Source organism: Collinsella aerofaciens, assembly GCF_040910245.1.
In the GTDB taxonomy this organism is placed as follows: domain Bacteria; phylum Actinomycetota; class Coriobacteriia; order Coriobacteriales; family Coriobacteriaceae; genus Collinsella.
This window is the reverse complement of sequence record NZ_JBDGAY010000011.1, coordinates 40,547-61,900: the sequence shown is the minus strand read 5'-3', so window position 1 is coordinate 61,900 and position 21,354 is coordinate 40,547. Positions and strand designations below refer to the sequence as shown.

The window sequence follows — 21,354 nt, the reverse complement described above, 5'->3', positions numbered from 1 at the left end:
GCGCTCAGGAGGCTCCCTGGTTAGCGTTCAGCGGTGAAAAAGCCCGATAAACACTATCTTAAAATGATTAGAACCAAAATGAGCACGTGAACATTTGACAATGAGCACGTTAACATCCGGCTGGGATGTATAGAAACAAAACAACTTCAAACAGCCGCGAACGGTTGTATTTGTTCGGTAAGCGGTTTTGATTGACAGAAGTTTTCATGTTGTGGTATATGGCTCGGGTATCATGAGCACGTTATCGATGTATGTACGATGCGCCATGGGCGCGGGGAATAGTTGGGAAGCAGGTTAGCGTGGAAGGCATGGCTCAGCAGACAAGGAATGGTCATTCGGCGAGCGCGGCAGAGGTTGCGGCGCTCGCTGGCGTGAGCCGCCAGACTGTGTCTCGCGTGGTCAACGGTATGCCCAACGTGACGGAAAAGACGCGCAAGCGTGTGCTGGCCGCCATGGAAGAGCTGGGCTTTCGTCCCAATTTTGCTGGAGCGGCGTTGCGCGGCGGGTCGTATCGTTCTATTGGCCTGTGCATGTACAACATCACACGTGTCGGTAACCTGGCGACGCTCGAGGGTATCATGCAAGCGGCGCGCGAGCACGATTTTGCCGTCACTATGATCGAGATGGGCGGCGACAAGCCCTATACACTTGCCGATGCCTCGCGCCGCATGGTCGAGCGACCCGTCGACGGCATGATTCTCAACATGAACCGCATGGCTCCCGATTTTGAGGAGTTTGTTCCCCAGCCGGGAGTGCGAACGGTCATCCTGTCCATGTATGCGCATCCGCGCTGCACGACGATCGACTCCGACCAGTATGGTTCGTGCGAGCTGTTGACCAATTATCTGCTGGAACATGGTCACTCGAATATGCGGTTTGTGGCGGGTCCGGAAAACTCGATTTCCTCGCGTTTTCGTGAGGCCGGTTGGCGCGATACGCTGGGTCGTGCTCATGTCGATGCCGCTCCGATGCTGCGTGGCGATTGGAGTGCGGACAGTGGGTACGCCATGGGCGAGCGGATTGCGGCCGAGGTGCTTGCCGGCGGGTCGCAGGCGCCGACTGCCGTGCTTGCGGCAAATGACCAGATGGCGCTGGGCGTTATCGCCGCGCTCGAGAACGCGGGCCTGTCCGTGCCCGACGACGTGAGCGTGGTTGGTATCGACGACGCACTCGAGGGACTTGTTCCTCACAATCGACTGACGACGCTGCGATTTGATTTGCGCGGTGTCGGTAAGCTTGCGTTTGAGGCGGCGATTGGAGAGAGCTCGTCTATCGAGGCGATTCATGTGCCGAGTACGCTGGTCGAACGCTCGACTGTTAGGGACATACGGGGTTAGGTCCTACTCCGTTTGTCTCGATTTGTAACAGGTAGACGGTCAAAAGCGGGCTACGTGTTACAGATTTAGATTCTTCGGAAAGAGCAATTCTGTTCGTCTCAATCTGTAACAGCTAGGACCAAAAAACTCGGCTAGATGTTACAGATCGAGACAAACGTGCGACACGGTCCGCCCAAAAAAGACCGGGGGCGGCGCGCCGTGTGACGTGCCGCCCCCGGCTGAGAAATGGGGACAGGTTATGTGGGCAGGCGACCCCGCCAGCCGCTAGTCCAGACGACGGGTCTGCGCCACGTGCTTATACCAGTATGCGCTTGCCTTGGGCGTGCGCTTCTGGGTTTCAAAGTCAACGTAGAAGAAGCCGTAACGCTTGTTGTAGCCATTGGTCCAGGAGAACTGATCCTGCAGGCTCCACAGGAAGTAGCCGCCCACGTTGACGCCCACCTCCATGGCCTTGAGCAACCAGCGCAGGTGCTGCTCGATGTAGTCGATGCGCGGCTGGTCGTCCACAAAACCGTCCTTGCAGGGGTCCTTGTAGCCCATGCCGTTCTCGGTGATGAAAATCTGCTTGTAGTTGGGGTAGCGCTGCTTAATGTAGACGAGCAGATCGAACAGGCCCTCGGGATAGATGATCCAGTCCCAGTCGGTGGTGGGGATACCAGGCTTGTTCACATGCTCGCCAATACCCTTAACGCGCCAGCGGCCGGTGCCCTTCTCGCCCGTACCGTTGTGGTGCAGGTCGTTCTCGCCATCGTAAGCCTTCAAAAAACGGCACTGGTAGTTGTTAACGCCCAGGTAGTCGTTGTAGAGCGCTGCCTCGCGCATAATCTCGAGGTCCTCGTCCAAGATCTCGATGGTGCCGCCCGAGACGGCAGCCAGGCGGTTGGCGCACTCGAGGGTGTCGGGGGCATACTCGCCGCGGAACGTCGCGTCGAGCAAAAACTGGTTTTGCAGCACGTGCTCGTTGTTGGCGGCTTTGATGTCGGCGGGGTCGTTCTCGTTGAGCGGGTACTTAAACTCCAGCGACTGGATGACGCCGATTTTGCCCTTAAAGCCGCCGTTGTGGAAGGCCAGCACGGCCTTGGCGTGGGCGAGCATCATGTTGTGCTCGCACTGGAAGGCCTCGGCCAGATGCGCCTTGACGCCACCGGGGAAGGTGCCCTCGATGTAGGTGTTGGAGGCGTCGGCCCAGATCTCGTTAAAGGTGAACCAGTAGGTCACCTGGTCGGCGTACTCCTTAAAGCAGAAAGTGGCAAAGTCCACAAAGGCGTCGATGGTCTCGCGGTTGAGGAAGTCGCCCTTCTCAAAGAGGGGAAGCGGCGTGTCAAAGTGATGCAGCGTGACGAACGGCTCAACGTGGTGCTTGTGGCACTCGGCGAAGAGATCGTGGTAGAACTGGACGCCCTCGGGGTTGATTTCGCCGGTGCCGTTGGGGAAGATGCGGCTCCAGGCGATGGAGAGGCGAATGCCGTTGATGCCGAACTCCTCGCACAGCTCCAGGTCGACGGGGTACTGGTTGTAGAAGTCCGAAGCGGGATCGGGGGAGAAGCGCCCCTGGGCCTCCAGAAAGTCGTCCCAGGCAACCTTGCCCTTACCGTGAGTGCGGGTCTCGCCCTCTACCTGGTAGGCAGCGGTGGCGCCGCCAAAGACAAAGTCCTCGGGAAACTGCGCGGGCGGGTTGGTGACGCTAGCAGGATTAACGGACATGATGATCCAATCGTCTAAATCGAAGGGCCAGCCGGTCTTGGATGGTCGGCTGGCCCTGGGCGTTACTTACTTCGAAAGTTGCTCACTCACGAAGGCGAGAGACTTGTCGCCGTTCTGGGAGAGCTCGATGTACTGCTTGCCACGGCAGGCGACGCACTTGTTGCCCACGCGCTCACAGTCCTTCTGCAGGTCGGCCAGGTAGCTTGCGGCCTGCGGGGCCAGGACGACCAGGTCAAAGTCGGGGAGCATGTCCACGTGGTTGCCATAGGCCTCGGCAGCGGTCTCGAGGTTAATGCCGCGCTCCTTGGCGGCCTTGGCCAGCGCGTTGGCGAGCAGGCCCGAGGTTCCGCCGCCCTGGCAGAGCACGAGCACGCGCTTGCCGTTGAGGTCGCTGGCGGTCGTTGTCTCGGCAGCGGGTGCTGCGGAAGCGGCGGGGGAGTCGGCCTTCACGGCCTCGGCAGCAGCGCCGGCGGCAACGCTCTTGGCGTCAGCCTTGCCCTGGAAGGCATCGTTGAGCTTGGCGGCCTTCTCGGTGTTCTTGGCGGCGAGCTCCTCCTGGGAGATCTCGGCCTCCTCGGCGCACTTCTGGGCGTCATAGGCACGGAAGAACGGGTAGTACAGAACGAAGTCGACGACCAGGATAAGGGCGAGCATCACAAAAGCGAGCGGCTGGAAGCCCAGGCCCATGATGGTGCCGATGGGGCCGGGGACGGTCCAAGGCAGGGTGTACATAAAGCCGTTCATGCCCAAGAAGTCGATAAAGATCTTGAGGATCCAGATGTTGGCGATCGGGGCAAAGACAAACGGGACAAAGAAGACGGGGTTGAGCACGATGGGCGCGGCGAACAGCAGCGGCTCGTTGACGGCAAAGCAGACGGGGACGATGGCGGCCTTACCGACGGCGCGCATCTCCTGAGACTTGGCCAGGAAGCAGAACATAAAGACCAGGACGAGCGTGGCGCCGGTGCCGCCCATGCAGACGACGAAGTACTGGGCACCCTGGGTTAGGACAGCGGAAGCGTGCTGGCCGGCCTGGAACGCAGCCAGGTTGTCGGTCATGTTGGCAACGAGGGCGGCGGCGATGGCGGGCTCGACGATCGAGGGGCCGTGGACGCCCACGAACCAGAACAGGCTCATAGCGCCGTAGATCACAGCGAGGCCGATGTAGCCGTCGGCAGCGGTGAACAGGGGCTGGAACACCTGGATGACGCCCTGGGCAAAGCAGAAGCCAAAAGCAGCGCGGAAGGCTATGTCAAAGACCCAAAAGACGGTGATGCAGACGGAGAAGGGGATGATGTCCTTAAAGGTCTGCGAGATGTTGGGCGGAACCTGCTCGGGCATCTTGACGGTGATGTTGCGCTTAATGAAGAACTTGTAGATGATGCCGGTCACAAACGCAGCGATAAAGGCGGTCAGCAGGCCTTTGGAACCAAGGTAGGTGGTGTTGAAGCCGCTGGCAGCGTCCGTGGCGATCGTGTCGCTCGAAAGGAGCAAGAAGCCGATGATGGCCGCGCACATGCACGAGATGAAGTTGATCTGGTTGTTCTTGGGCAGATCGCGGTTCTGAGCGTCGGCGAAGTGCTTGGCCGTGGTGGCGGCACAGGCGATGGCCAGGATGCCCATGGAGTAGTTGTAGCACTTCCATAGGGCGTTGTTGATGTCATCGGGCCAGTAGAAACCCCAGATATTGGGAACCGAGGCTACCAGGCAGAAGATGGACGAGAAGATGATGATGGGGATGACGGAGATAAAACCGTCGCGGATCGCCTTGAGGTACTTGTTGCGGGCGATCGCGTTGAAAAAGGGCTGGCCCTTTTCGATGATGGCGATGAGTTGCTCCATGCAATGCTCCTAAGAGTCGGTGGGTTAGCAACGATGGTAGCTTTTGGCGTTCAGTTGCCAAAATGTTGACGTTGCCATTTTGCGACACAAAAAAAGACGCGAACCGGTGGTTCCTGTGCCTGCGAACCGTCGATTCCCTATGCGTAAACGTTTGAGCCGCCCGGTGGCTCTGTGTTTGCGCAATGGCAACGTTAACATTTGGGCGTCAAAAGCCGTTTGGGGAAGCAAAAATGTCGGTGAACGGTAGGTTTTGGGTGGTGAGCGTATGGTGGGGGAGGCGTTGGATATACTTGAAGGCGTTAAAAATGACTGCGTAGGGTGCCACCAATGGCATCGTCTACATAGAAAGATCGACCTATGGCCGCTGTTAAAAAATCGGTTTCCGTTAAGGATGTGGCGCGTCTCGCGGGCGTCTCGGAGCAGACAGTCTCGCGTACGGTGCACGATTCGCCCAGTGTGCGCCCCGAGACCAAGGAGCGCGTGCGTGCCGCCATGCGCGAGCTGGGGTATCGCCCCAATTTTGCCGGTCGATCGTTGCGCCGCGGTAAGTTTAAGACCGTCGGCGTCGCCATGTTCAACATTACCGGCACCGGCAACCTCGACCGTATGGAGGGCTTTGCCGCCGCCGCCGACAAACACGGCTACGCCATCACCCTCACTAAAGTAGATGGACACCCCTATACCCTCGAGAGCGCATCGTCGCGTATGAGCGCACTGCCGGTGGACGGTATTGTCGTGATTATGAACCGCATGCCGGCGGACTTTGGCACTTTTGAGCCGCTGCCCGGCATGCAGACGGTGCTCGTTACGATGTTGGAGCACCCGCTCTGTTCAACGGTCGATAACGACCAGTTCGATTGTTCGCGCCAGGTGGTCGAGTACTTGCTGGGGCGGGGGCACAAAACCGTGCACTTTATCTCGTGTCCCGAGCGCTCGCTTTCGGGCATGCGGCGCGAGGAAGGCTGGCGCGAGACATTGCGTGCGCATGGCATTGAGCCCCCGCAGCTCGTGCGCGGCGATTGGACGGCACAGAGCGGGTATGCTGCCGGTCAGGCTCTGGCGGACGATCCGACCTGTACGGCCATTTATGCCTCCAACGATGCCATGGCATATGGCTGCATCCGTGGGCTCGAGTCGCGCGGGAAGCGCGTGCCCCAGGACGTGAGCGTGGTGGGTGTTGACGACAGCCTGGGCGATATCGTGCCCGACCGTCGCCTGACCACGGTGCGCTTTGACAACAAGCGCGTCGGCATGTGGGCGGTCGACAAGATTGCCGGCGCCGATGGGGGTGCGTCTGGCGTGGAGCACATGCTGATTCCCGGTGTGCTCGTAGAGGGCGATACGGTGCGCGATTTGCGTTAGGGTGCGGTCCTGTTTGGGTTGCCGCTAACTGTGTTCGATATTGTTTAAATTTGTTTAAAAACCGTTCACGGGCGAAAAGTGACCGTTCATAGCTCGAAATTACGTTTTGAGCTGTTCTATTTTGTTTGAATGTTATTGTTTCTGTCATATACAACGCAGCGCGTATGCCCGGACGCGATGCTCTCCATTGGTTCATATGTGAAAGGAACGCAACATGGCAACCAAAGAAGAAATCTCGATGGTTGGATTCGAGATTGTCGCATACGCAGGTGACGCCCAGACCGATCTGCTTGCAGCGCTCGATGCTGCTCGCGAGGGTGACTTTGAGAAGGCCGAGCAGCTGCACAAGGATGCCAGCGATGCGCTCATCGGTGCCCACGACACGCAGACCAAGCTGCTTTCGCAGGAGGCCGGCGGTGGCGAGATGGAGATGACCTTCATCATGGCTCACGCTCAGGACACTCTCATGACCACTATGATCCTGGAGAAGCAGGCCCGCTTTACCATCGATGCCTACAAGCGCATCGCTGAGCTCGAGGCCAAGCTCGCCTAACGAGCCCTCACAACCAAGTTCCCTTCCAAAAGCCCTGCCGCACCCGCGACAGGGCTTTTTCTGTCCTCCTCCAAGTTGCGGTGAAATAGGGACTGAATAGGGGCCGGCGGGCGCAAAACAATCCCTATTCCACCGCAACTCATCCCGAGATAGTCGTTGGACGTTCTTAAACGACTGGTCATTGGGGACAGTCTTGGTGCGCTCCGTTCGTCCTCCCGTTCGATTTTTGCTCGGTGGGTATACTTCCATCCGCAATACAGGCCGGAATGAGGAGGTATCCAAATGCCGGACAACGGATTGATTCAAAAGAAAGATGCGCACGAGATGGCTCATGGGCGTCCTGTCCAGATAACCGAGCACACGGCGGTAACCGAGCTGCAGCCCAGTCTGTCCGATGTCGTGTGCGCAAACAAAAAGCTGCAGATTGGCTTTATCGTTGCGCTCGTGGTCCTGGCGCTGCTGTCGGGCTTTGTAGCTCGTCCGCATTTCGCCGATACCAAAACTTGGGACTCCACCATCGAGGTCATCGACCAAAAGAAGGGTAACGTACTGGCGCTCACGACCTCGTGCGTGGCGCTATCTGCGGGCATTACCGCGCTACCTGGTGATACGGGAACGCCGGTTGCCGAACAGCTCGCGCAGCTTTCAGGCAACCTTGGTATCGTGCTTGCCGTGCTATACCTGGAGAAATATTTGCTCACGATTTTGTGGTCGGTTGGCTTGGGCATCTTAATCCCGTTTGCGTTGGTGCTCTTTGCGGTGTCGCTCGGCATTCACGGGCGCTGGAGCACGAGCGCTGTCCTGCGCCGTGTGGCGACACGCGTGCTGGTAGTTGCCGTGATCGGCATGGCGTTGGTGCCTGCAAGCGTTTGGGTGTCGCAGAAGGTCGATGAAACGTATCGCGTAAGTATTGAGCAAGCTGAGCAAAAGGCTGCGGACGCTGCGGACGCGGCCGACACCACGGACAAGTCAGCCGAGACCAGCTCAAAATCGAATAAGAAAAAATCCGAGGCCACAGAGTCCAAAAACGTGCTCGAGCAGTTGACTGATGGGGCCTCGAGCCTTGTTACGTCGGTGACCAGCGGTGCCAAGCAGATGACCGACGAGATCGTGCAGCAGGTGACCGACCTCATCGAAGGCGTCATCGTGATGATCGTGACTTCGTGCGTTATCCCGCTGCTGGTGCTCGTGGCGTTCCTGTGGCTGGGACACGTACTGCTAGGGATCGATATTTCCGGCCCGGCGAACTATTTGACGGGCCGCTTTCTGAGTGCTCCGTCCAAGCACGCCAAATAGGGTGGGCAGTCCGAGTAGCTAAAACAGCTGTATATACCGGGGAATACCGCCGAAGGGCGGCCGAGACACGTTCTTGGCCGCCCTTTTGTTTGTTGAACACGTGGTCGCTACGTCCGCGCCCGGCTCAAACGGTCAGCAATCATCCGTGAACGATATTTGTTCAAAAAAGAACAAAGATAAACAAATAGTTGTTGCAGTTACTGTTCGAATGTGTTCAAATAAACATGAACAGTGAAGAACCGCACATTCAGATGCCCGGACCTGAACGCGATTCAACACTTCCAAACAGAAACTACGCACCTGCGTATCTCTCAAGGAGGATGTCATGAGGGTTGTAATCGCTTCCGATGCCGACGGTATGTCGATGAAGGAGTCTATCAAGGAGATGCTCATCGCCGACGGTCACGAGGTCGTCGACTATTCCGAGACCCCTGCCGCGGACTTTGTCGATTCCGCGACCGCCGTTGCCAAGGACCTGCTGGAGCACAAGGATTCCCAGGGCTTCGCATTCGATAAGTACGGCGTCGGCTCCTATATGGCCGCCGTCAAGATCAAGGGCATGGTCGTCGCCAACATTTCCGACGAGCGTTCCGCTTACATGACCCGCGAGCACAACGGCTCGCGCATGGTCACCATGGGCCCGGGCGTTGTGGGCACCGAGGTCGCCAAGAAGATCGCCCGCGAGTTCCTGCGTGCACAGTACGCCGGCGGCCGTCACCAGATCCGTGTCGACATGCTCAACAAGATGGCCTAACGAGAGCCACCGAGAACTCGAACTTCTACCTCAACTTGTGAATTCAGACGAAAGGACGTTCTGATGAAGAAGACCATCGCAATCGGTTGCGACCATATCGTTACGGACGAGAAGATCTATCTGGCCGACCGCCTGGAGCAGGCTGGTTACAAGGTGCTCGACTGCGGCACCTACAGCCACACCCGTACGCACTATCCCATCTACGGTAAGGCCGTGGGCGAGGCTGTTGCCAGCGGCAAGGCCGACTTTGGCGTGGCCCTGTGCGGCACCGGCATCGGCATCACCAACGCCGTCAACAAGGTTCCCGGCGCCCGCTGCGCCCTGGTCCGCGACATGACCTCTGCCCTGTATGCCCGTCGCGAGCTCAACGCCAACATCGTGGGCTTTGGCGGCAAGATTACCGGCGAGTTCCTGATGGCCGATATCATGCTTGCCTTCCTGGGGGAGCCCTACGAGAAGACCCCCGAGCACGATGCCCTGATCGCCAAGATCGATGCCTGCAATAAGGCCGACGCCGAGGCTCAGGCTGACCCGCACTTCTTTGACGAGTTCCTCGAGAAGTGGGACCGCGGCGAATACCACGATTAGCGGGTATCCGGCGTAATTAACTAGTCCGTTGACGGCTCGCGTTTCTGTGATGGGGCGCGGGCCGGTTTGCTATCAGCCCCACTGACTTGGCGGGCTGTCGTAAGAAAGGGAAGGCTCCTATGGAGTTTGTTCTTGATAACGGCTCTGTCCGCATTGCGTTGAGCACGGCTGGCGGATCGTTCACTTCTATTGCGGCCAACGGCCGTGAGTACCTGTGGCAGGGCGACCCGGCGGTGTGGTCGGGCCAGGCACCCATTTGTTTCCCGATCTGCGGCGGCCTTCGCGACGGTCACGCAATGACCATGGGCGGCCGCGAGGTTAAGCTCGCCCGCCACGGCTTTGCGCGCAAACAGGAGTGGAAGCTCGAGGAGCAGAGCGACAACATGGTTGCGCTGAGCCTAAGCTCTGCCGACCATGCCGAGTTGCTCGAGCAGTACCCGTATCCGTTTAAGATCGTTGCTCGTTACATGATCGATTCGGAAAAGGTGGCCGTGTCGTACGAGGTGACCAATGAGGGCACCGAGGACATGCCGTTCTTTGTGGGCGGTCACCCTGGCTTTAAGTGCCCGCTTGACGAGGGCGAGTCCTATGACGACTACGAGCTCCGTTTTGAGCAGCGCGAGGCCGCCGAGCTCTGTACTGCCGTTCCCTCAACGGGCCTGATTGATGTTGAGCATCGCAGCAAGAACCCGATGGTTGGCCATGACCTGCCGCTGACCCACGAACTCTTTGACTTCGCGGAGACCATCTTTGACGTGCTCGAGAGCCGCGTGGTTACGCTGACCAAGAAGACCGAGGACAAGGGCGTGCGCCTGACGTTCCCCGATATGCCGTACCTGATTGTGTGGAGCAAGCCCGAGGGCGACTTTGTGGCCGTGGAACCGTGGGGCGGCCTCTCCACCTGTTCCGACGAGGACGATATTCTGGAGCACAAGCGCGGCTGCCTGGTGGTCAAGCCGGGGGAGACCGTTACCCGCGGCTTTGAGATCGAGATCCTTTAACGAGCTATCGTATGTTTGGGGCCGCGCGTGTCGTGCCCCGGAAACAGGAGTTCAATATGATTCTGACCGTTACCATGAACCCGTCGATTGATACGCGCTATCAGCTCGACAAGTTGATCATCGACGATGTTAACCGTGTGACGCCCGAAAAGACCGCTGGCGGCAAGGGCCTCAACGTGAGCCGCGTGCTGCTGCAGTTGGGCGACGATGTGCTCGCGACCGGTCTGCTCGGCGGCCATATGGGTGCCTATATGGCCGAGCTCATGGATGCCGATGGCGTCAAGAACGACTTTGTGCCCATTGCCGGTGAGACGCGCATTTGCCTGAATATTCTGCACGAGGGCAATCAGACCGAGCTGCTGGAGAGCGGCCCGCAGATCGCCCCGGCCGAGCTCGAGGCCTTTACGGCCAAGTTTGCCGAGCTTGCAGCGAAAGCGGACGTTGTGACGCTTTCGGGCTCGCTGCCGCGTGGTGTCGATGCCGGCTACTATGCCGAGCTCGTTAAGATCGCCGAAGAGGCGGGCGCCAAGGTGCTGCTCGACACCTCGGGTGCATCGCTGGAGGCCGCGCTGGAGTCCGACGCTAAGCCTGAGCTCGTAAAGCCCAACCTGACCGAGATTAACGGCCTGCTGGGTACGTCCTTTACGACCGATGATGTCGATGCCCTGCGCGAGGCGCTCGCCGCTGATGGCCGCTTTGCCGGTATTCCCTGGGTTGTCGTTTCGATGGGCGCTGCCGGTTCGGTGGGCTTCCATGAGGGTCGTGCGTTCCGCGCCAAGACGCCCGCGATTGCGGCCGTGAACGCGACGGGTTCCGGTGACTCGACCATCGCCGGCTTTGCGCATGCGATTGCTGCTGGTGCCGACGATGTCACGGTGCTCAAGACCGCCAATACCTGCGGCAAGCTTAACGCCATGGATCCCAAGACCGGCCACCTGGTCATGGATCGCTGGGACGAGGTCTACAACAGCGTTGAAGTAACGGAGCTTTAGGGTTACGCGGTTTTACCAAACGCCGTAACCAACCGACGCTGCGCGGGCCGCATTTGGACAATCTGACGTTCAACTTCAAGGGCGCGACCAGAAGGTCAGCGCCCTTTCGTTTCACGTCACCTTGTCTCAAATGCGGCCCGCTCGCTGCCGTTGCCAAGACATCGGCGTTGCCTTGCTTCGGGAATGTGGCAGATAGGGACGTTCCTTTTCTGCCGGCAGTTTGGGACACTCCTTACGGGACACCCCCTCCACAGCGCCTATGCCAGCTTGTCGATTTGCCCAATCTCCCAGAGCGGAATGTTGACGAGCGTGCCCTCGTCTCTATATGCCGCTAACGATGTTCTCACGCAGCGCTCGAGCTTGAACTTCTCGCAGGCAATCCTCAGGCTCTTTGCTTTGAGGTTCTCTGCCGCCTTGACCTCGAGCGGAAGCACGGTCCCCGCATGGTCGATGGCAAAGTCAGTCTCTGCATTGCCGGAGGAGGATGACCAATACGCGGGAGTTTTGCCTTGGAGCAAAAGCTCCTGTGCGACGTATTGCTCGGTCAGCGAGCCTTTGAACTCCGTAAAAACAGCGGGCCCGTTCAGAACAATGGCTGGCGAGAGGCCGGAGAGTGCTCCGAGGATGCCGGTGTCGTTGCAGAACAGCTTGAAGCCCGAGAGATCCTCGTAGCTTGTGAGCGGTGCTCTTAGGGCGGAAACACGTGGTACCTTATGAACGATTCCATAGTCCATGAGCCACTGGAGGCTTTCCTCAAAATCGCGTGCGCGCGCCCCGGGACGGAGCGCACCGTAGACGAACTTCTTGTTTTCCTTTGCGAGCTGGCCGGGAAGGGATTTCCAAACCAGCCTCATGCGCTCGACGATGCGGGCTGGCGCATGCTTGCCAAAATCGGATTCGTAAGCTTCGATGATTTGCTGCTGAAGCCTGCGGGCCTCGATGAAATCGTGGGAGGCGGCGAAAGCGGAGACAACTTCTGGCATGCCACCGACAACGAGGTATTCCTTGAGCAGGCGCTCGAGCTTTTCGGAAACGTTTGCCAGCAGGTCCATGTCTGCGGCAAGGATGGCATCTGCGAGCGGATCGCCATCGACGGCACGAACGAACTCGACAAACCCCATGGGGCGCATGGTAAGCTGGTCAATCTTGCCGACGGGGAACGACTCGTTTTCGCGTCGGAGCGCGAGCCCCATATAGGAGCCGGCTGCCACGATATGGTATTCCGGCGCCAGCTCGTTGAAGTATTTGAGCGAGGTGATGCCACGCGGTGCCTCTTGGATTTCGTCGAAGATGATGAGTGTGTCTGTCGGCGTTATGGTCTGGCCGCGCAGGAGCTCTATCTGGGAGATGATGCGTTTGGGGTCAAGGCTTCCGTCGAACAGCGAACGTGCGCCCGGTTCGAGCATAAAGTCAAAGCGGATGACGTTTTGATACTGCTGGCCTGCGAATTCGTTAAGAAGCCAGGTTTTTCCCGTCTGGCGGGCCCCCTTAAGCAGGAGGGGCTTGCGGTTTGCCCTAGATTTCCAAGCGATGAGTTCGTCCATTAGCTGTCGCTGCATACTGCCTCCTAACGATCATGGTTAGTATAAGACCGTTTTGGTCTTTCCATCGAAAAATGTGGGAGTAAACCACGTTGTTCCATCGAATAATGTGGGAGGTAACCACGTTTTTCCATCGAATAATGTGGGGTTTAGGTCGGCACTTGGGGCGCTCCTTCTCTGCCGGCAGTTTGGAACACTCCTTGTTTTGATGCAAATTAGCTACCCTTGCATCAGAAAACGGCGCCCGCCGGCGATGTTGCCGGCGGGCGCCGCGGTCGTGTAGGCGCTATTTGTTAAGTGCGTGCGTTCGAGCTCGCGTGCTACAGCGAGTCGATAAAGCGCTGCTGGGCGGCGCGGCCGGCTTCGTCCCACTTAAAGACGCCGGCGTTGTCGAGCACGTGGCCAAACACCACGCCGACCTCCTCGTGCAGGATATCGATGGCGTTGTCGGCCGTAAGCTCGTCGGCGCGGCGAGCAAAGACGTCCTCGGCCCACGCGGCATGGCTGCGGCAAAGGTCGTCGCCCTCGAGCGCGCCAGCAAGGTCGTAGCTGGCATCGGCCTTGGCCGCCAGCAAGTGCTCGCGGACAGCGCCGAGCTCGGGAACCAAGCGCGGCGGCAAAATGGCCAGGCCCATGACCTCGATCAGGCCGATGTTCTCCTTCTTAATGTGGTGGTACTCGGCATGCGGGTGGAATACGCCCAGCGGATGCTCGTCGGTCGTGATATTGCAGCGAAGCGCCAGGTAGGCCTCGTAGATCTCGCCGCCGGCATTGCCGCGGGAGTCGACGCGGCGGATGACGGGCGTCACGGTGTTGTGCGCTACGCCGTCGGCTGTGTGCGCGATGATGCCCACCGACTCATCGGTCCACTCGCGCCAGGCGAGGATAATCTTCTCGGCAGCGTCGAGCAGCTGGGCGCGGTCGTGCGAGCGCAGGCGCAGCACCGAAAGCGGCCACTGCAACACGGTACCGCTGACTTGGTCAAAGCCGGGCACGCTAAACTGCGAGACCTCGGTGGCATGCATCATGGGGAACTCGTGCGCGCCGCCCTGGAAGTGGTCGTGCGACAGAATCGAGCCGCCCACGATGGGCAGGTCGGCGTTGGAGCCAATAAAGTAGTGCGGGAACAGGTCGACAAAGTCGAGCAGGCAGGTCAGCCCCTTGCGGTCGACGTGCATCGGGCGATGCTCGGAGCTCATGGCAATGCAGTGCTCGTTAAAATACGCATACGGGCTGTATTGGAAGCCCCAGCGCTCGCCGTCGAGCTCAATGGGGATAACGCGCAGATTCTGGCGGGCGGGGTGAGCGCCGCCGTCGGCTGCGGCGGAGCGTCCGGGGTAGCCCTCGTTCTCGATGCAGAGCTGGCAGGCGGGATACTTCTCGCCCAAGTTCTTGGCTGCACCTGCCGCGGCGATATCGCGCGGGTCCTTCTCGGGTTTGGACAGGTTGATGGTGATTTCAAGATCGCCCCAGTTGGTGGGGGTGCTCCATTTGATGTTGCGCGCGATGGCGGCACGGCGCACGTAGCCGGCGTCGCAGCACAGGCCGTAGAACCAGTCGGTCGCGGCGCGGGGCTCGTTGACGCCCATACGTCCGTTGAACTCCTCGTTTACAACCGAAGGCCTCGGCATGAGCGCGCCCATGATGCGCATGGCGATGCGGTCGCGGCCCGACACCGTGTCCTCGGCGGCACCGTTGGCAACGGCAGCCTCGGCAAGCGCGGCAAGCGTGCCTTCAAGGTCAAAGTCGGGCAGGGTATCGGGGTGCAAGAGCGAGAGTTTTTCGACCTGGAGCGCCCAGGCCATGTCGAGTGCGGGGCCCGTGGCGCCGATGCACTCCAAAATGGTGTTGTATGCCCAGATGCGATCGTCCTGGCCGATCATCGATCGGTGGATAGCGTACTCGATCAGGTTCTGCGCGGCCTCGCGCACGTCAGTCATTACAGCCATGCCGCGTAAGCCCCCTTGTCAGAAATTGCGTAGTGGCGGGCAGAGCCCTCGCCCAGCCAGCCGTTCATCTTGGCAATGAAGGTGTCGACCAGATCGAGCGGCACGAAGGCCTGGATGGTACCGCCGAAGCCGCCGCCGTGGATACGGACGGCGCCGCGGCCGTCGAGCACATGCTCGGCCAGTGCCAGGGCATACATCGAGGGCTGCTCGGAGCCCAGCTTGGCAACGACATTCTGCAGGTACATGGCAGAGCTGGCGCCGGACTCGCGCGTCAGGACCAGGAACTGGTCGATGTCGCCGGCGTTCAGGGCAGCCCAGCGCTTGTCGACTAGGCCGTTTTCGTACCAGTAGTGAACGGCGCGCAGGCAGGCACGGTCGCCCAGCTTGGCGCGCAGCTCGGGGAGTTTGGCGTCAAAGTCCGCCACGTTTACCTCGCACAGACGCGCCTTGCCAAACTCGGCGGCGACGTCCTGCATCTCGCGCGGAACGGCGGCGTAGTCGTCGGTAGCTGCCACATGGTCGGCACCGACCTTAACGAGCACGAGCGCATAGCCGTGATCCTCAAAGTTGAGTTTGAGCTTCTGGGTCTTGGGCTGGGCCTGATCCTCAAAGTCCATGTAGGCGAGTCCGCCCAAGCAAACGGCGGCCTGGTCCATCAGACCGCAGGGCTTGCCGTAGTAGTTGTTCTCGGTGCGCTGGCTCATCTGGGCGAGCGTGACGGGCTCAATGGCGGGCGCGCCCCAGAGGGTTTCCATGGCACGACCGTACGCGGCTTCGACGGCGGCAGAGCTGGAAAGGCCGCCGCCCGAGGGGACGGAGCAGGTAAAGGCAAAGTCGAAGCCTTTGGGCTCAACGCCAAGGGCTGCGACCTCGTGGGCCATACCGCGCACGAGGCTTGCGGACGTGCCCTTCTCGGACTCCTGAACGTCTAGCGTGTCGAGCGCGATTTCAAACGTGGGATAGCCCTCGTCGGCTACGCGAACCTTGTTGGAATCGGTTGCCACGGCGATGCCGTCGACGGCGACATCGAGCGAGCCGGCGATAACGTGGCCACCCTCGTGGTCGGTGTGGTTGCCGCTGATCTCGGAACGGCCGGGCGCGTGCACGTAGAGCACCTGGCGGTCGCCGATGGGGCCAAACTCCTCCTCGAACAGCTTGGTGAGCGTGGCGAATGTCTTTTCGTCGGGGGTGGTCATGGGAGTCCTTTCCTTGGCGCGCACGGGTGGGTTTTGCGTCGTTATGAGTACGTTAACAACTTGAAGCGGCATGAACCAAGTGTTCACAATACCGCACGCTACGGGCTATGTTAACGTACTCATAACACATCGCTTGTCACTTTTTGAGAATCTGGTAATCGGTAGAAATTCAGCCGTGAACGGTACTGCCGTATGGACTTATAAAGCAGAAGAGATGCAGATAGAAAAAGTAGAGTACGTTAACATGCGTCCGACGATAGCGGGCCTCGGCGCGGGATGTATTTCTGCCCGGGCCGGCATTCACGCTATTCAGATCTCGCAAGGGTGAAGGTGATCCTGTGGCAAGGCGCCCGTCCAACGATACCAGTTCGCGTCCGGTCTCCATGGCCGACGTCGCCCGCGCTGCCGGCGTTTCGCAGCAGACGGTCTCGCGCGTTGCCAACGGCTTGCCCAATGTGAACGAGCAGACGCGCCAGCGCGTACAGGCCGCGATGCAAGAGCTCGGCTTTCGTCCGAGTTATGCCGGTCGCTCGCTGCGCGACGGCCGTTACCATTCGGTCGGCCTGTGCGTCAACGATGTGACCAAGTTCGGCAACCTCTCAATGATCGACGGCATCGCCAGCGCTGCTCGTGAGCATAATTGTGCCATCACGCTGGTCGAGATGTCCAAGACCGAGGAGTTTTCGCTTGCCGAGGCCACGCGTCGTATGGCCGCATTGCCGGTGGACGGCATCATCATCGGTATGAGTCGCATGGCGCCCGATTTTGAGACGTTTGATCCACTGCCGGGCATTGGCACGGTCATCGTTACCATGTACGCGCACCCGCGGGTGACCACGGTCGATTCCGACCATTACGGCTGCTCGCTATTGCTTATGGATCACCTGTTTGAGCTAGGGCACGAGCAGATTCGCTATATTGGCGGCCCGTCATTCTCGGTCGACGAGCAATTTCGTCGCGCCGGTTGGCAGGATGCACTCGAGCGTAAACACATCGAGCCGGCAGAGCCGCTCGAGGGCGACTGGTCTGCCAACAGCGGCTACGAGGCCGGCAGGTACCTGGCCGAGCACGATCGCACCATGACGGCGATTTACGCGGCAAACGACCAGATGGCAAATGGCGCGATTGCAGCGCTGCGCGATAGCGGTCTGCGCGTGCCCGAGGACGTGAGCGTGGTGGGCGTCGACGATTCGCTCGATGATTTTGTGGCACACAACGAGCTCACGACCGTGCGATTCGATCTACATCAGCGCGGACGCGAGGTGTTTGAGCATGCGGTTCCCGAGGCGGGTACGGCGGGCAAAACCGTTGCCATCCGTATTCCCGGCCAGCTCATCGTTCGACATAGTACGGCGGCACCGCGCGCATAGTTTTCGCAGGTCAACGGTGATATGTTGAACATCAATAACAATCGGTAAGGATGTCGGTAGATAGCTGTTGGGATGTAGCCGAGTGCTATGATAGACGGGCTCTTTTGTCTATCTAGGAGGCTTTGCCTGATGGAGATCACCAAGGATATCCGCTACATTGGCGTCGACGATCACGACATTGACCTGTTCGAGGGCCAGTACGACGTGTCCGAGAACGGTATGGCATATAACAGCTACGTTATCTTGGGCGACAAGATCGCTGTCGCCGATTCGGTCGACGCCGGCTTTGTCGACGAGTGGCTCGGCAACCTCGAGGCCGTGCTTGATGGCCGTACGCCCGACTACCTGGTTGTCCATCATATGGAGCCCGATCACTCCGCCGGTATCGCCGCCTTTATGGAGCGCTACCCCCAGGCGCAGATTGTGGCCAGCATGGGCGCTTTCCGCATGATGGTCAACTACTTTGGCACCGACTTCCCCGAGCGCAAGATGGTCGTCAAAGATGGCGACGTGCTCGACCTGGGCGGCCACAGCTTGACGTTTGTCGGCGCCCCCAACGTGCACTGGCCCGAGGTGCTCTTCTCCTATGAGGCCACCGACAAGGTGCTCTTTAGTGCCGACGGTTTTGGCAAGTTCGGTGCTAACGACATCGAGGATCCCGAGGGCTGGGCTTGCGAAGCGCGCCGCTACTACTTTGGCATCGTCGGTAAGTTCGGCAAGTTCGTGCAGGCCGTGCTCAAGAAGGCCGCCGATCTGGATATCCAGATCATCTGCCCGCTCCATGGTCCTGTGCTGACCGAGAACCTGGGCTACTACCTCGACACTTACAACACCTGGTCGAGCTACCAGCCCGAGGACGAGGGCATCACGATCGCCTATGCGAGTGTGTATGGCCATCTGAAGGCTGCCGTTGAGGAGCTCGCATCTGCGCTCGAGGCCCGCGGCCAGAAGGTCTCCGTCTTTGACCTGGCTCGCGACGATATGGCCGAGGCCGTTGAGGACGCGTTCCGCTATGACCGTCTGGTGCTCGCTTCCATTACCTATCAGGGCGAGATCTTCCCGTTCATGAGCACCTTTATCCATACGCTTGCCGGGCACGCCTATCAGAACCGAACGGTGGCACTCGTCGAGGCCGGCTCCTGGGCGCCCGCTGCTGCCAAAGTTATGACCAAGGAGCTCGAGGGCATGAAGGACATCACGCTGACGCAGAACAAGGTGACTGTCCTGGGTTCGCTCAACGACGCATCGCGCGCTCAGATCGAGGTTCTCGCCGACGAGCTTTCCAAGTAGCGATATTTTTCACTTTTGACGCTCAACCATCACAGCCACCACAAAGGGGACAGGCACCTTTGTGGTGGTTTTTGTTTAAGCGCCGGCGATGACGAGATTTGGGTGGTCGCTGTCGGTGGCCTCGGCGATTGAGGTGGCGACAGCATGATCGGGGTCACGGTCCATCACGATGGTGTCGACATCGGTCAGCTCGGCAAAACGGTACATGCCGCGTCCGTTGACCTTGCTGGCGTCCATGAGAGCGACGCTTTGACGGGCGGCACCGACCATAGCCGCTTTGGTCTCGGCCATCTGCGGAAAGTCGGTCGTAAAGCCGCAGCCGGGAACAAAAGCGCCAGGGCACATGACGGCAAGGTCGGCGTGGACCATTTGGAGCGCCTGCATGGTAAGTGGGCCGTACAGATAGCGATGACCTTTGCGCAGTGCCCCGCCCAGCATGACGACATCGACCGAGGGCATGCTCTCGTCGATATAATCGGCGATGGTAATGTCGGCCGTGATAACGGTGATGCCGTCGCGCTGATCGAGGAGCCGGACGAACTCGAGCGCCGTGGTGCCCGAGTCGACGAGCAGCGTATCGCCGTCATTGACGAGCTCGATGGCGCTTTGCGCGATGGCCTGCTTGGCGGCGACGTTGACATTGATGCGGCGATCCTGCGTGGAGACGGTCAGGCGCTTGTGAAGCGATACGGCACCACCATGTGTGCGGCGCAGCTTGCCTGCTTCGGCGAGCGCGTCCAGGTCGGCGCGGGCGGTGACGGAGGACACGCCAAAGGTTTGGGCGATTTCTGCTACCTGCACCGAGGCATTATGCTCGAGCATTTCCATAATGGCGGTACGGCGTTCGTCGGCAAAAGCACGGTTGGTAGCTTGGGCCATGTCTGCTCCATTCTCGGCTAAATTTGCAGGAATTGTGTTGACTCTATTTTCGTTCATTTTCTTTTTGAGTAAGAAAACACCTTTCGATTACTTATCTTTTCTATAAAAGAAAGACGCTGAACGCACAAAATTCAATATCGAACACGCCCACTCGGCTCCAATTCCTTCCGTTTACTTTTCAAAAACGACGGTATTGACCTGCATGGGCTCAATATCTCGCACGTGCAAAGCCGCTGAATTTCATACAATGAGCGCAGCAAAACGCAAGGTAAAACGCCTTGCGGACACGTACGCCCGATGTCCAGATGCGGGCGAGGGAGAGGAGCAAACGCTCATGGCACTTGTTACCACCGAAAAGATGCTCAAGGACGCTCAGGCCGGCCACTACGCCGTCGGCGCGTTCAACGTCGAGAACCTCGAGTTTGTTATGGCCGTTCTGGCCGCTGCCGAGGAGACCAAGTCCCCCGTCATCATGCAGACCACCCCGGGCACCATCAAGACCGCTGGTCTGGACTACTTCTACGGCATGGTCAAGGCTGCCGCCGAGCGCGCTTCCGTGCCCGTCGCTCTGCACCTCGATCACGGCGATGGCTATGACCGCTGCATGCAGGCTTTCCGCACGGGCTACACCTCTGTCATGATCGACGGTTCGCACGAGTCCTTCGAGGACAACATCGCCCTGACCAAGTCCGTCGCCGCCGCTGGCCGCGCCATGGGCGTGCCCGTCGAGGCTGAGCTCGGTAAGGTTGGCGGCAAGGAGGACGACGGTCCCGCGGTTGAGGGCGAGAGCCCCTACACCGATCCGGCCGAGGCCAAGGAGTTCGTCGAGCGTACCGGCTGCACCTCCCTCGCTATTGGCGTTGGCACCAGCCACGGTGTGTACACGAGCGATCCGCACATCGAGCAGTCCGTGGTCAAGGCCATTCGCGACGCCGTCGACGTGCCGCTGGTTCTGCACGGCACCTCCGGTGTGCCCGATGAGCAGGTTGCCGAGGCTGTGAAGAACGGCATCTGCAAGGTTAACTACGCCACCGAGCTGCGTCAGGCCTACACCAAGGGCTTCATGGCCTACATGGCCGAGAACCCTGCCTGCTTCGATCCCAAGAAGCCGGCCAAGGAGGGTATGCGTGAGATCACCGAGCTGGTTAAGATCCGCATGACCAACCTTAACTCTGTGGGCAAGGCAGAGTAACAGCAAGGGTACTCCGATCCCACCGGACGGCTTGGGCGGGTCCCCGTACTTAGTTTCCAAAACGTCCTCGCGCATGAAGGCCCCCGTTGCCTCGCTTCTACGAAGCGTTGGCGACGGGGGCCTTCGCGCTGCGGAATGATTTTGGAAACTAAGTACGGGGACCCGCCCAAGCCGTCCTGCTCGATTGCCCTTGTGGCGTTAGGGCAGAAATGGGTGGGGCGTTAGGGCTTCTTTGCTGATGGGGGATTGGTATGCCCGGGCTTGGTTGGGGAAGGTTTTGTCTAGGGATGCTTGGAGCTTTTCGAAGGATGCTCGCAGGTTGAGTTCCTGGTCGGTTGAGCGTTTGGTTTTTGTGGTGGGGGAGTCGAGGAGGCCGTTTCTCTGTGTCGGGGGGAAGGAGAAAAGGTCTGCATGTTTTAGGGATGGCTGCTGTGCTGCGTCATTGGAAGAATGCATGCTTATGCGGCCTCCTCGATGTCCACCAAAAGGTTGCGCACGGGGTATGCTG

The 21,354-nt window shown here is 59.5% G+C and carries 17 protein-coding genes; 11 read left to right on the top strand and 6 right to left on the bottom strand.

The window, feature by feature from the left end; translation table 11 throughout:
• Positions 1–308: 308 nt before the first annotated feature.
• On the top strand, positions 309–1,337 hold the full coding sequence (locus AB5Z20_RS05615) for a LacI family DNA-binding transcriptional regulator (RefSeq protein WP_055310566.1): 1,029 nt from the start codon (positions 309–311) through the stop codon (positions 1,335–1,337).
• A 264-nt stretch (positions 1,338–1,601) separates the two neighbouring features.
• Here AB5Z20_RS05615 and lacG read toward each other — a convergent pair whose 3' ends face one another.
• Complete coding sequence (lacG, locus tag AB5Z20_RS05610; RefSeq protein WP_368129813.1) at positions 1,602–3,041, bottom strand: 6-phospho-beta-galactosidase; 1,440 nt, start codon at positions 3,039–3,041, stop codon at positions 1,602–1,604.
• A 66-nt stretch (positions 3,042–3,107) separates the two neighbouring features.
• The gene (locus tag AB5Z20_RS05605; RefSeq protein ID WP_368129814.1) at positions 3,108–4,883 is read right to left on the bottom strand and encodes a lactose/cellobiose PTS transporter subunit IIB; all 1,776 of its coding nucleotides are present in this window, start codon (positions 4,881–4,883) and stop codon (positions 3,108–3,110) included.
• 357 nt (positions 4,884–5,240) lie between these two features.
• Between AB5Z20_RS05605 and AB5Z20_RS05600 the strand changes: the two genes are divergently transcribed.
• From AB5Z20_RS05600 to AB5Z20_RS05570, 7 genes are all read left to right on the top strand, one after another.
• On the top strand, positions 5,241–6,245 hold the full coding sequence (locus AB5Z20_RS05600) for a LacI family DNA-binding transcriptional regulator (protein WP_368129815.1): 1,005 nt from the start codon (positions 5,241–5,243) through the stop codon (positions 6,243–6,245).
• Positions 6,246–6,459: 214 nt separating this feature from the next.
• Entirely contained in the window at positions 6,460–6,798 is a 339-nt protein-coding gene (locus AB5Z20_RS05595; protein ID WP_055252615.1) for a PTS lactose/cellobiose transporter subunit IIA, read from the top strand.
• A gap of 282 nt (positions 6,799–7,080) precedes the next feature.
• A complete protein-coding gene (locus AB5Z20_RS05590; RefSeq protein ID WP_055252625.1) occupies positions 7,081–8,094 on the top strand; it encodes a hypothetical protein in 1,014 nt (337 codons plus the stop codon).
• Between the two features lie 325 nt (positions 8,095–8,419).
• Positions 8,420–8,848: a galactose-6-phosphate isomerase subunit LacA gene (lacA, locus tag AB5Z20_RS05585; RefSeq protein ID WP_006234830.1), complete on the top strand. Its 429-nt coding sequence runs from the start codon at positions 8,420–8,422 to the stop codon at positions 8,846–8,848.
• A gap of 63 nt (positions 8,849–8,911) precedes the next feature.
• Positions 8,912–9,436 (top strand): galactose-6-phosphate isomerase subunit LacB, encoded by a 525-nt coding sequence (gene lacB / locus AB5Z20_RS05580; protein WP_368156630.1) that lies wholly within the window; start codon positions 8,912–8,914, stop codon positions 9,434–9,436.
• Between the two features lie 119 nt (positions 9,437–9,555).
• Entirely contained in the window at positions 9,556–10,437 is an 882-nt protein-coding gene (locus tag AB5Z20_RS05575; RefSeq protein WP_368129816.1) for an aldose 1-epimerase family protein, read from the top strand.
• 56 nt (positions 10,438–10,493) lie between these two features.
• Positions 10,494–11,429 carry a hexose kinase gene (locus AB5Z20_RS05570; RefSeq protein ID WP_055285435.1) on the top strand — a complete coding sequence of 312 codons (936 nt, stop codon included), beginning with the start codon at positions 10,494–10,496 and terminating at the stop codon, positions 11,427–11,429.
• Between the two features lie 257 nt (positions 11,430–11,686).
• Here AB5Z20_RS05570 and AB5Z20_RS05565 read toward each other — a convergent pair whose 3' ends face one another.
• The 3 genes from AB5Z20_RS05565 to AB5Z20_RS05555 all read right to left on the bottom strand — a co-directional run bounded on the left by AB5Z20_RS05565 (position 11,687) and on the right by AB5Z20_RS05555 (position 16,115).
• On the bottom strand, positions 11,687–12,988 hold the full coding sequence (locus AB5Z20_RS05565; protein ID WP_368156628.1) for an ATP-binding protein: 1,302 nt from the start codon (positions 12,986–12,988) through the stop codon (positions 11,687–11,689).
• Between the two features lie 302 nt (positions 12,989–13,290).
• Entirely contained in the window at positions 13,291–14,919 is a 1,629-nt protein-coding gene (locus AB5Z20_RS05560) for a UDP-glucose--hexose-1-phosphate uridylyltransferase (protein WP_368156626.1), read from the bottom strand.
• Complete coding sequence (locus tag AB5Z20_RS05555; protein ID WP_368156624.1) at positions 14,910–16,115, bottom strand: galactokinase; 1,206 nt, start codon at positions 16,113–16,115, stop codon at positions 14,910–14,912. Before AB5Z20_RS05555 ends, AB5Z20_RS05560 begins: the two co-directional genes overlap by 10 nt.
• A gap of 383 nt (positions 16,116–16,498) precedes the next feature.
• Between AB5Z20_RS05555 and AB5Z20_RS05550 the strand changes: the two genes are divergently transcribed.
• Both AB5Z20_RS05550 and AB5Z20_RS05545 read left to right on the top strand, forming a co-directional pair.
• Positions 16,499–17,485 carry a LacI family DNA-binding transcriptional regulator gene (locus tag AB5Z20_RS05550; RefSeq protein ID WP_368156636.1) on the top strand — a complete coding sequence of 329 codons (987 nt, stop codon included), beginning with the start codon at positions 16,499–16,501 and terminating at the stop codon, positions 17,483–17,485.
• A gap of 129 nt (positions 17,486–17,614) precedes the next feature.
• Positions 17,615–18,775: an FprA family A-type flavoprotein gene (locus AB5Z20_RS05545; RefSeq protein WP_368156623.1), complete on the top strand. Its 1,161-nt coding sequence runs from the start codon at positions 17,615–17,617 to the stop codon at positions 18,773–18,775.
• 75 nt (positions 18,776–18,850) lie between these two features.
• On the opposite strand, the gene AB5Z20_RS05540 is transcribed toward AB5Z20_RS05545, so the two are convergent.
• Positions 18,851–19,654, bottom strand: coding sequence for a DeoR/GlpR family DNA-binding transcription regulator (locus AB5Z20_RS05540; RefSeq protein WP_368156621.1), 804 nt, complete (start codon positions 19,652–19,654; stop codon positions 18,851–18,853).
• Positions 19,655–19,988: 334 nt separating this feature from the next.
• Here AB5Z20_RS05540 and AB5Z20_RS05535 point away from each other — a divergent pair, with 334 nt between their 5' ends.
• Complete coding sequence (locus tag AB5Z20_RS05535; protein WP_368156619.1) at positions 19,989–20,846, top strand: class II fructose-bisphosphate aldolase; 858 nt, start codon at positions 19,989–19,991, stop codon at positions 20,844–20,846.
• The last annotated feature ends 508 nt before the right edge of the window (positions 20,847–21,354 follow it).

What these genes read in the sequence shown, in the direction of transcription:
- AB5Z20_RS05615 (WP_055310566.1), top strand. Translation starts at nt 309, where the DNA reads ATGGCTCAGCAGACAAGGAATGGTCATTCGGCGAGCGCGGCAGAGGTT.
- lacG (WP_368129813.1), bottom strand. Translation starts at nt 3,041, where the DNA reads ATGTCCGTTAATCCTGCTAGCGTCACCAACCCGCCCGCGCAGTTTCCC.
- AB5Z20_RS05605 (WP_368129814.1), bottom strand. Translation starts at nt 4,883, where the DNA reads ATGGAGCAACTCATCGCCATCATCGAAAAGGGCCAGCCCTTTTTCAAC.
- AB5Z20_RS05600 (WP_368129815.1), top strand. Translation starts at nt 5,241, where the DNA reads ATGGCCGCTGTTAAAAAATCGGTTTCCGTTAAGGATGTGGCGCGTCTC.
- AB5Z20_RS05595 (WP_055252615.1), top strand. Translation starts at nt 6,460, where the DNA reads ATGGCAACCAAAGAAGAAATCTCGATGGTTGGATTCGAGATTGTCGCA.
- AB5Z20_RS05590 (WP_055252625.1), top strand. Translation starts at nt 7,081, where the DNA reads ATGCCGGACAACGGATTGATTCAAAAGAAAGATGCGCACGAGATGGCT.
- lacA (WP_006234830.1), top strand. Translation starts at nt 8,420, where the DNA reads ATGAGGGTTGTAATCGCTTCCGATGCCGACGGTATGTCGATGAAGGAG.
- lacB (WP_368156630.1), top strand. Translation starts at nt 8,912, where the DNA reads ATGAAGAAGACCATCGCAATCGGTTGCGACCATATCGTTACGGACGAG.
- AB5Z20_RS05575 (WP_368129816.1), top strand. Translation starts at nt 9,556, where the DNA reads ATGGAGTTTGTTCTTGATAACGGCTCTGTCCGCATTGCGTTGAGCACG.
- AB5Z20_RS05570 (WP_055285435.1), top strand. Translation starts at nt 10,494, where the DNA reads ATGATTCTGACCGTTACCATGAACCCGTCGATTGATACGCGCTATCAG.
- AB5Z20_RS05565 (WP_368156628.1), bottom strand. Translation starts at nt 12,988, where the DNA reads ATGCAGCGACAGCTAATGGACGAACTCATCGCTTGGAAATCTAGGGCA.
- AB5Z20_RS05560 (WP_368156626.1), bottom strand. Translation starts at nt 14,919, where the DNA reads ATGGCTGTAATGACTGACGTGCGCGAGGCCGCGCAGAACCTGATCGAG.
- AB5Z20_RS05555 (WP_368156624.1), bottom strand. Translation starts at nt 16,115, where the DNA reads ATGACCACCCCCGACGAAAAGACATTCGCCACGCTCACCAAGCTGTTC.
- AB5Z20_RS05550 (WP_368156636.1), top strand. Translation starts at nt 16,499, where the DNA reads ATGGCCGACGTCGCCCGCGCTGCCGGCGTTTCGCAGCAGACGGTCTCG.
- AB5Z20_RS05545 (WP_368156623.1), top strand. Translation starts at nt 17,615, where the DNA reads ATGGAGATCACCAAGGATATCCGCTACATTGGCGTCGACGATCACGAC.
- AB5Z20_RS05540 (WP_368156621.1), bottom strand. Translation starts at nt 19,654, where the DNA reads ATGGCCCAAGCTACCAACCGTGCTTTTGCCGACGAACGCCGTACCGCC.
- AB5Z20_RS05535 (WP_368156619.1), top strand. Translation starts at nt 19,989, where the DNA reads ATGGCACTTGTTACCACCGAAAAGATGCTCAAGGACGCTCAGGCCGGC.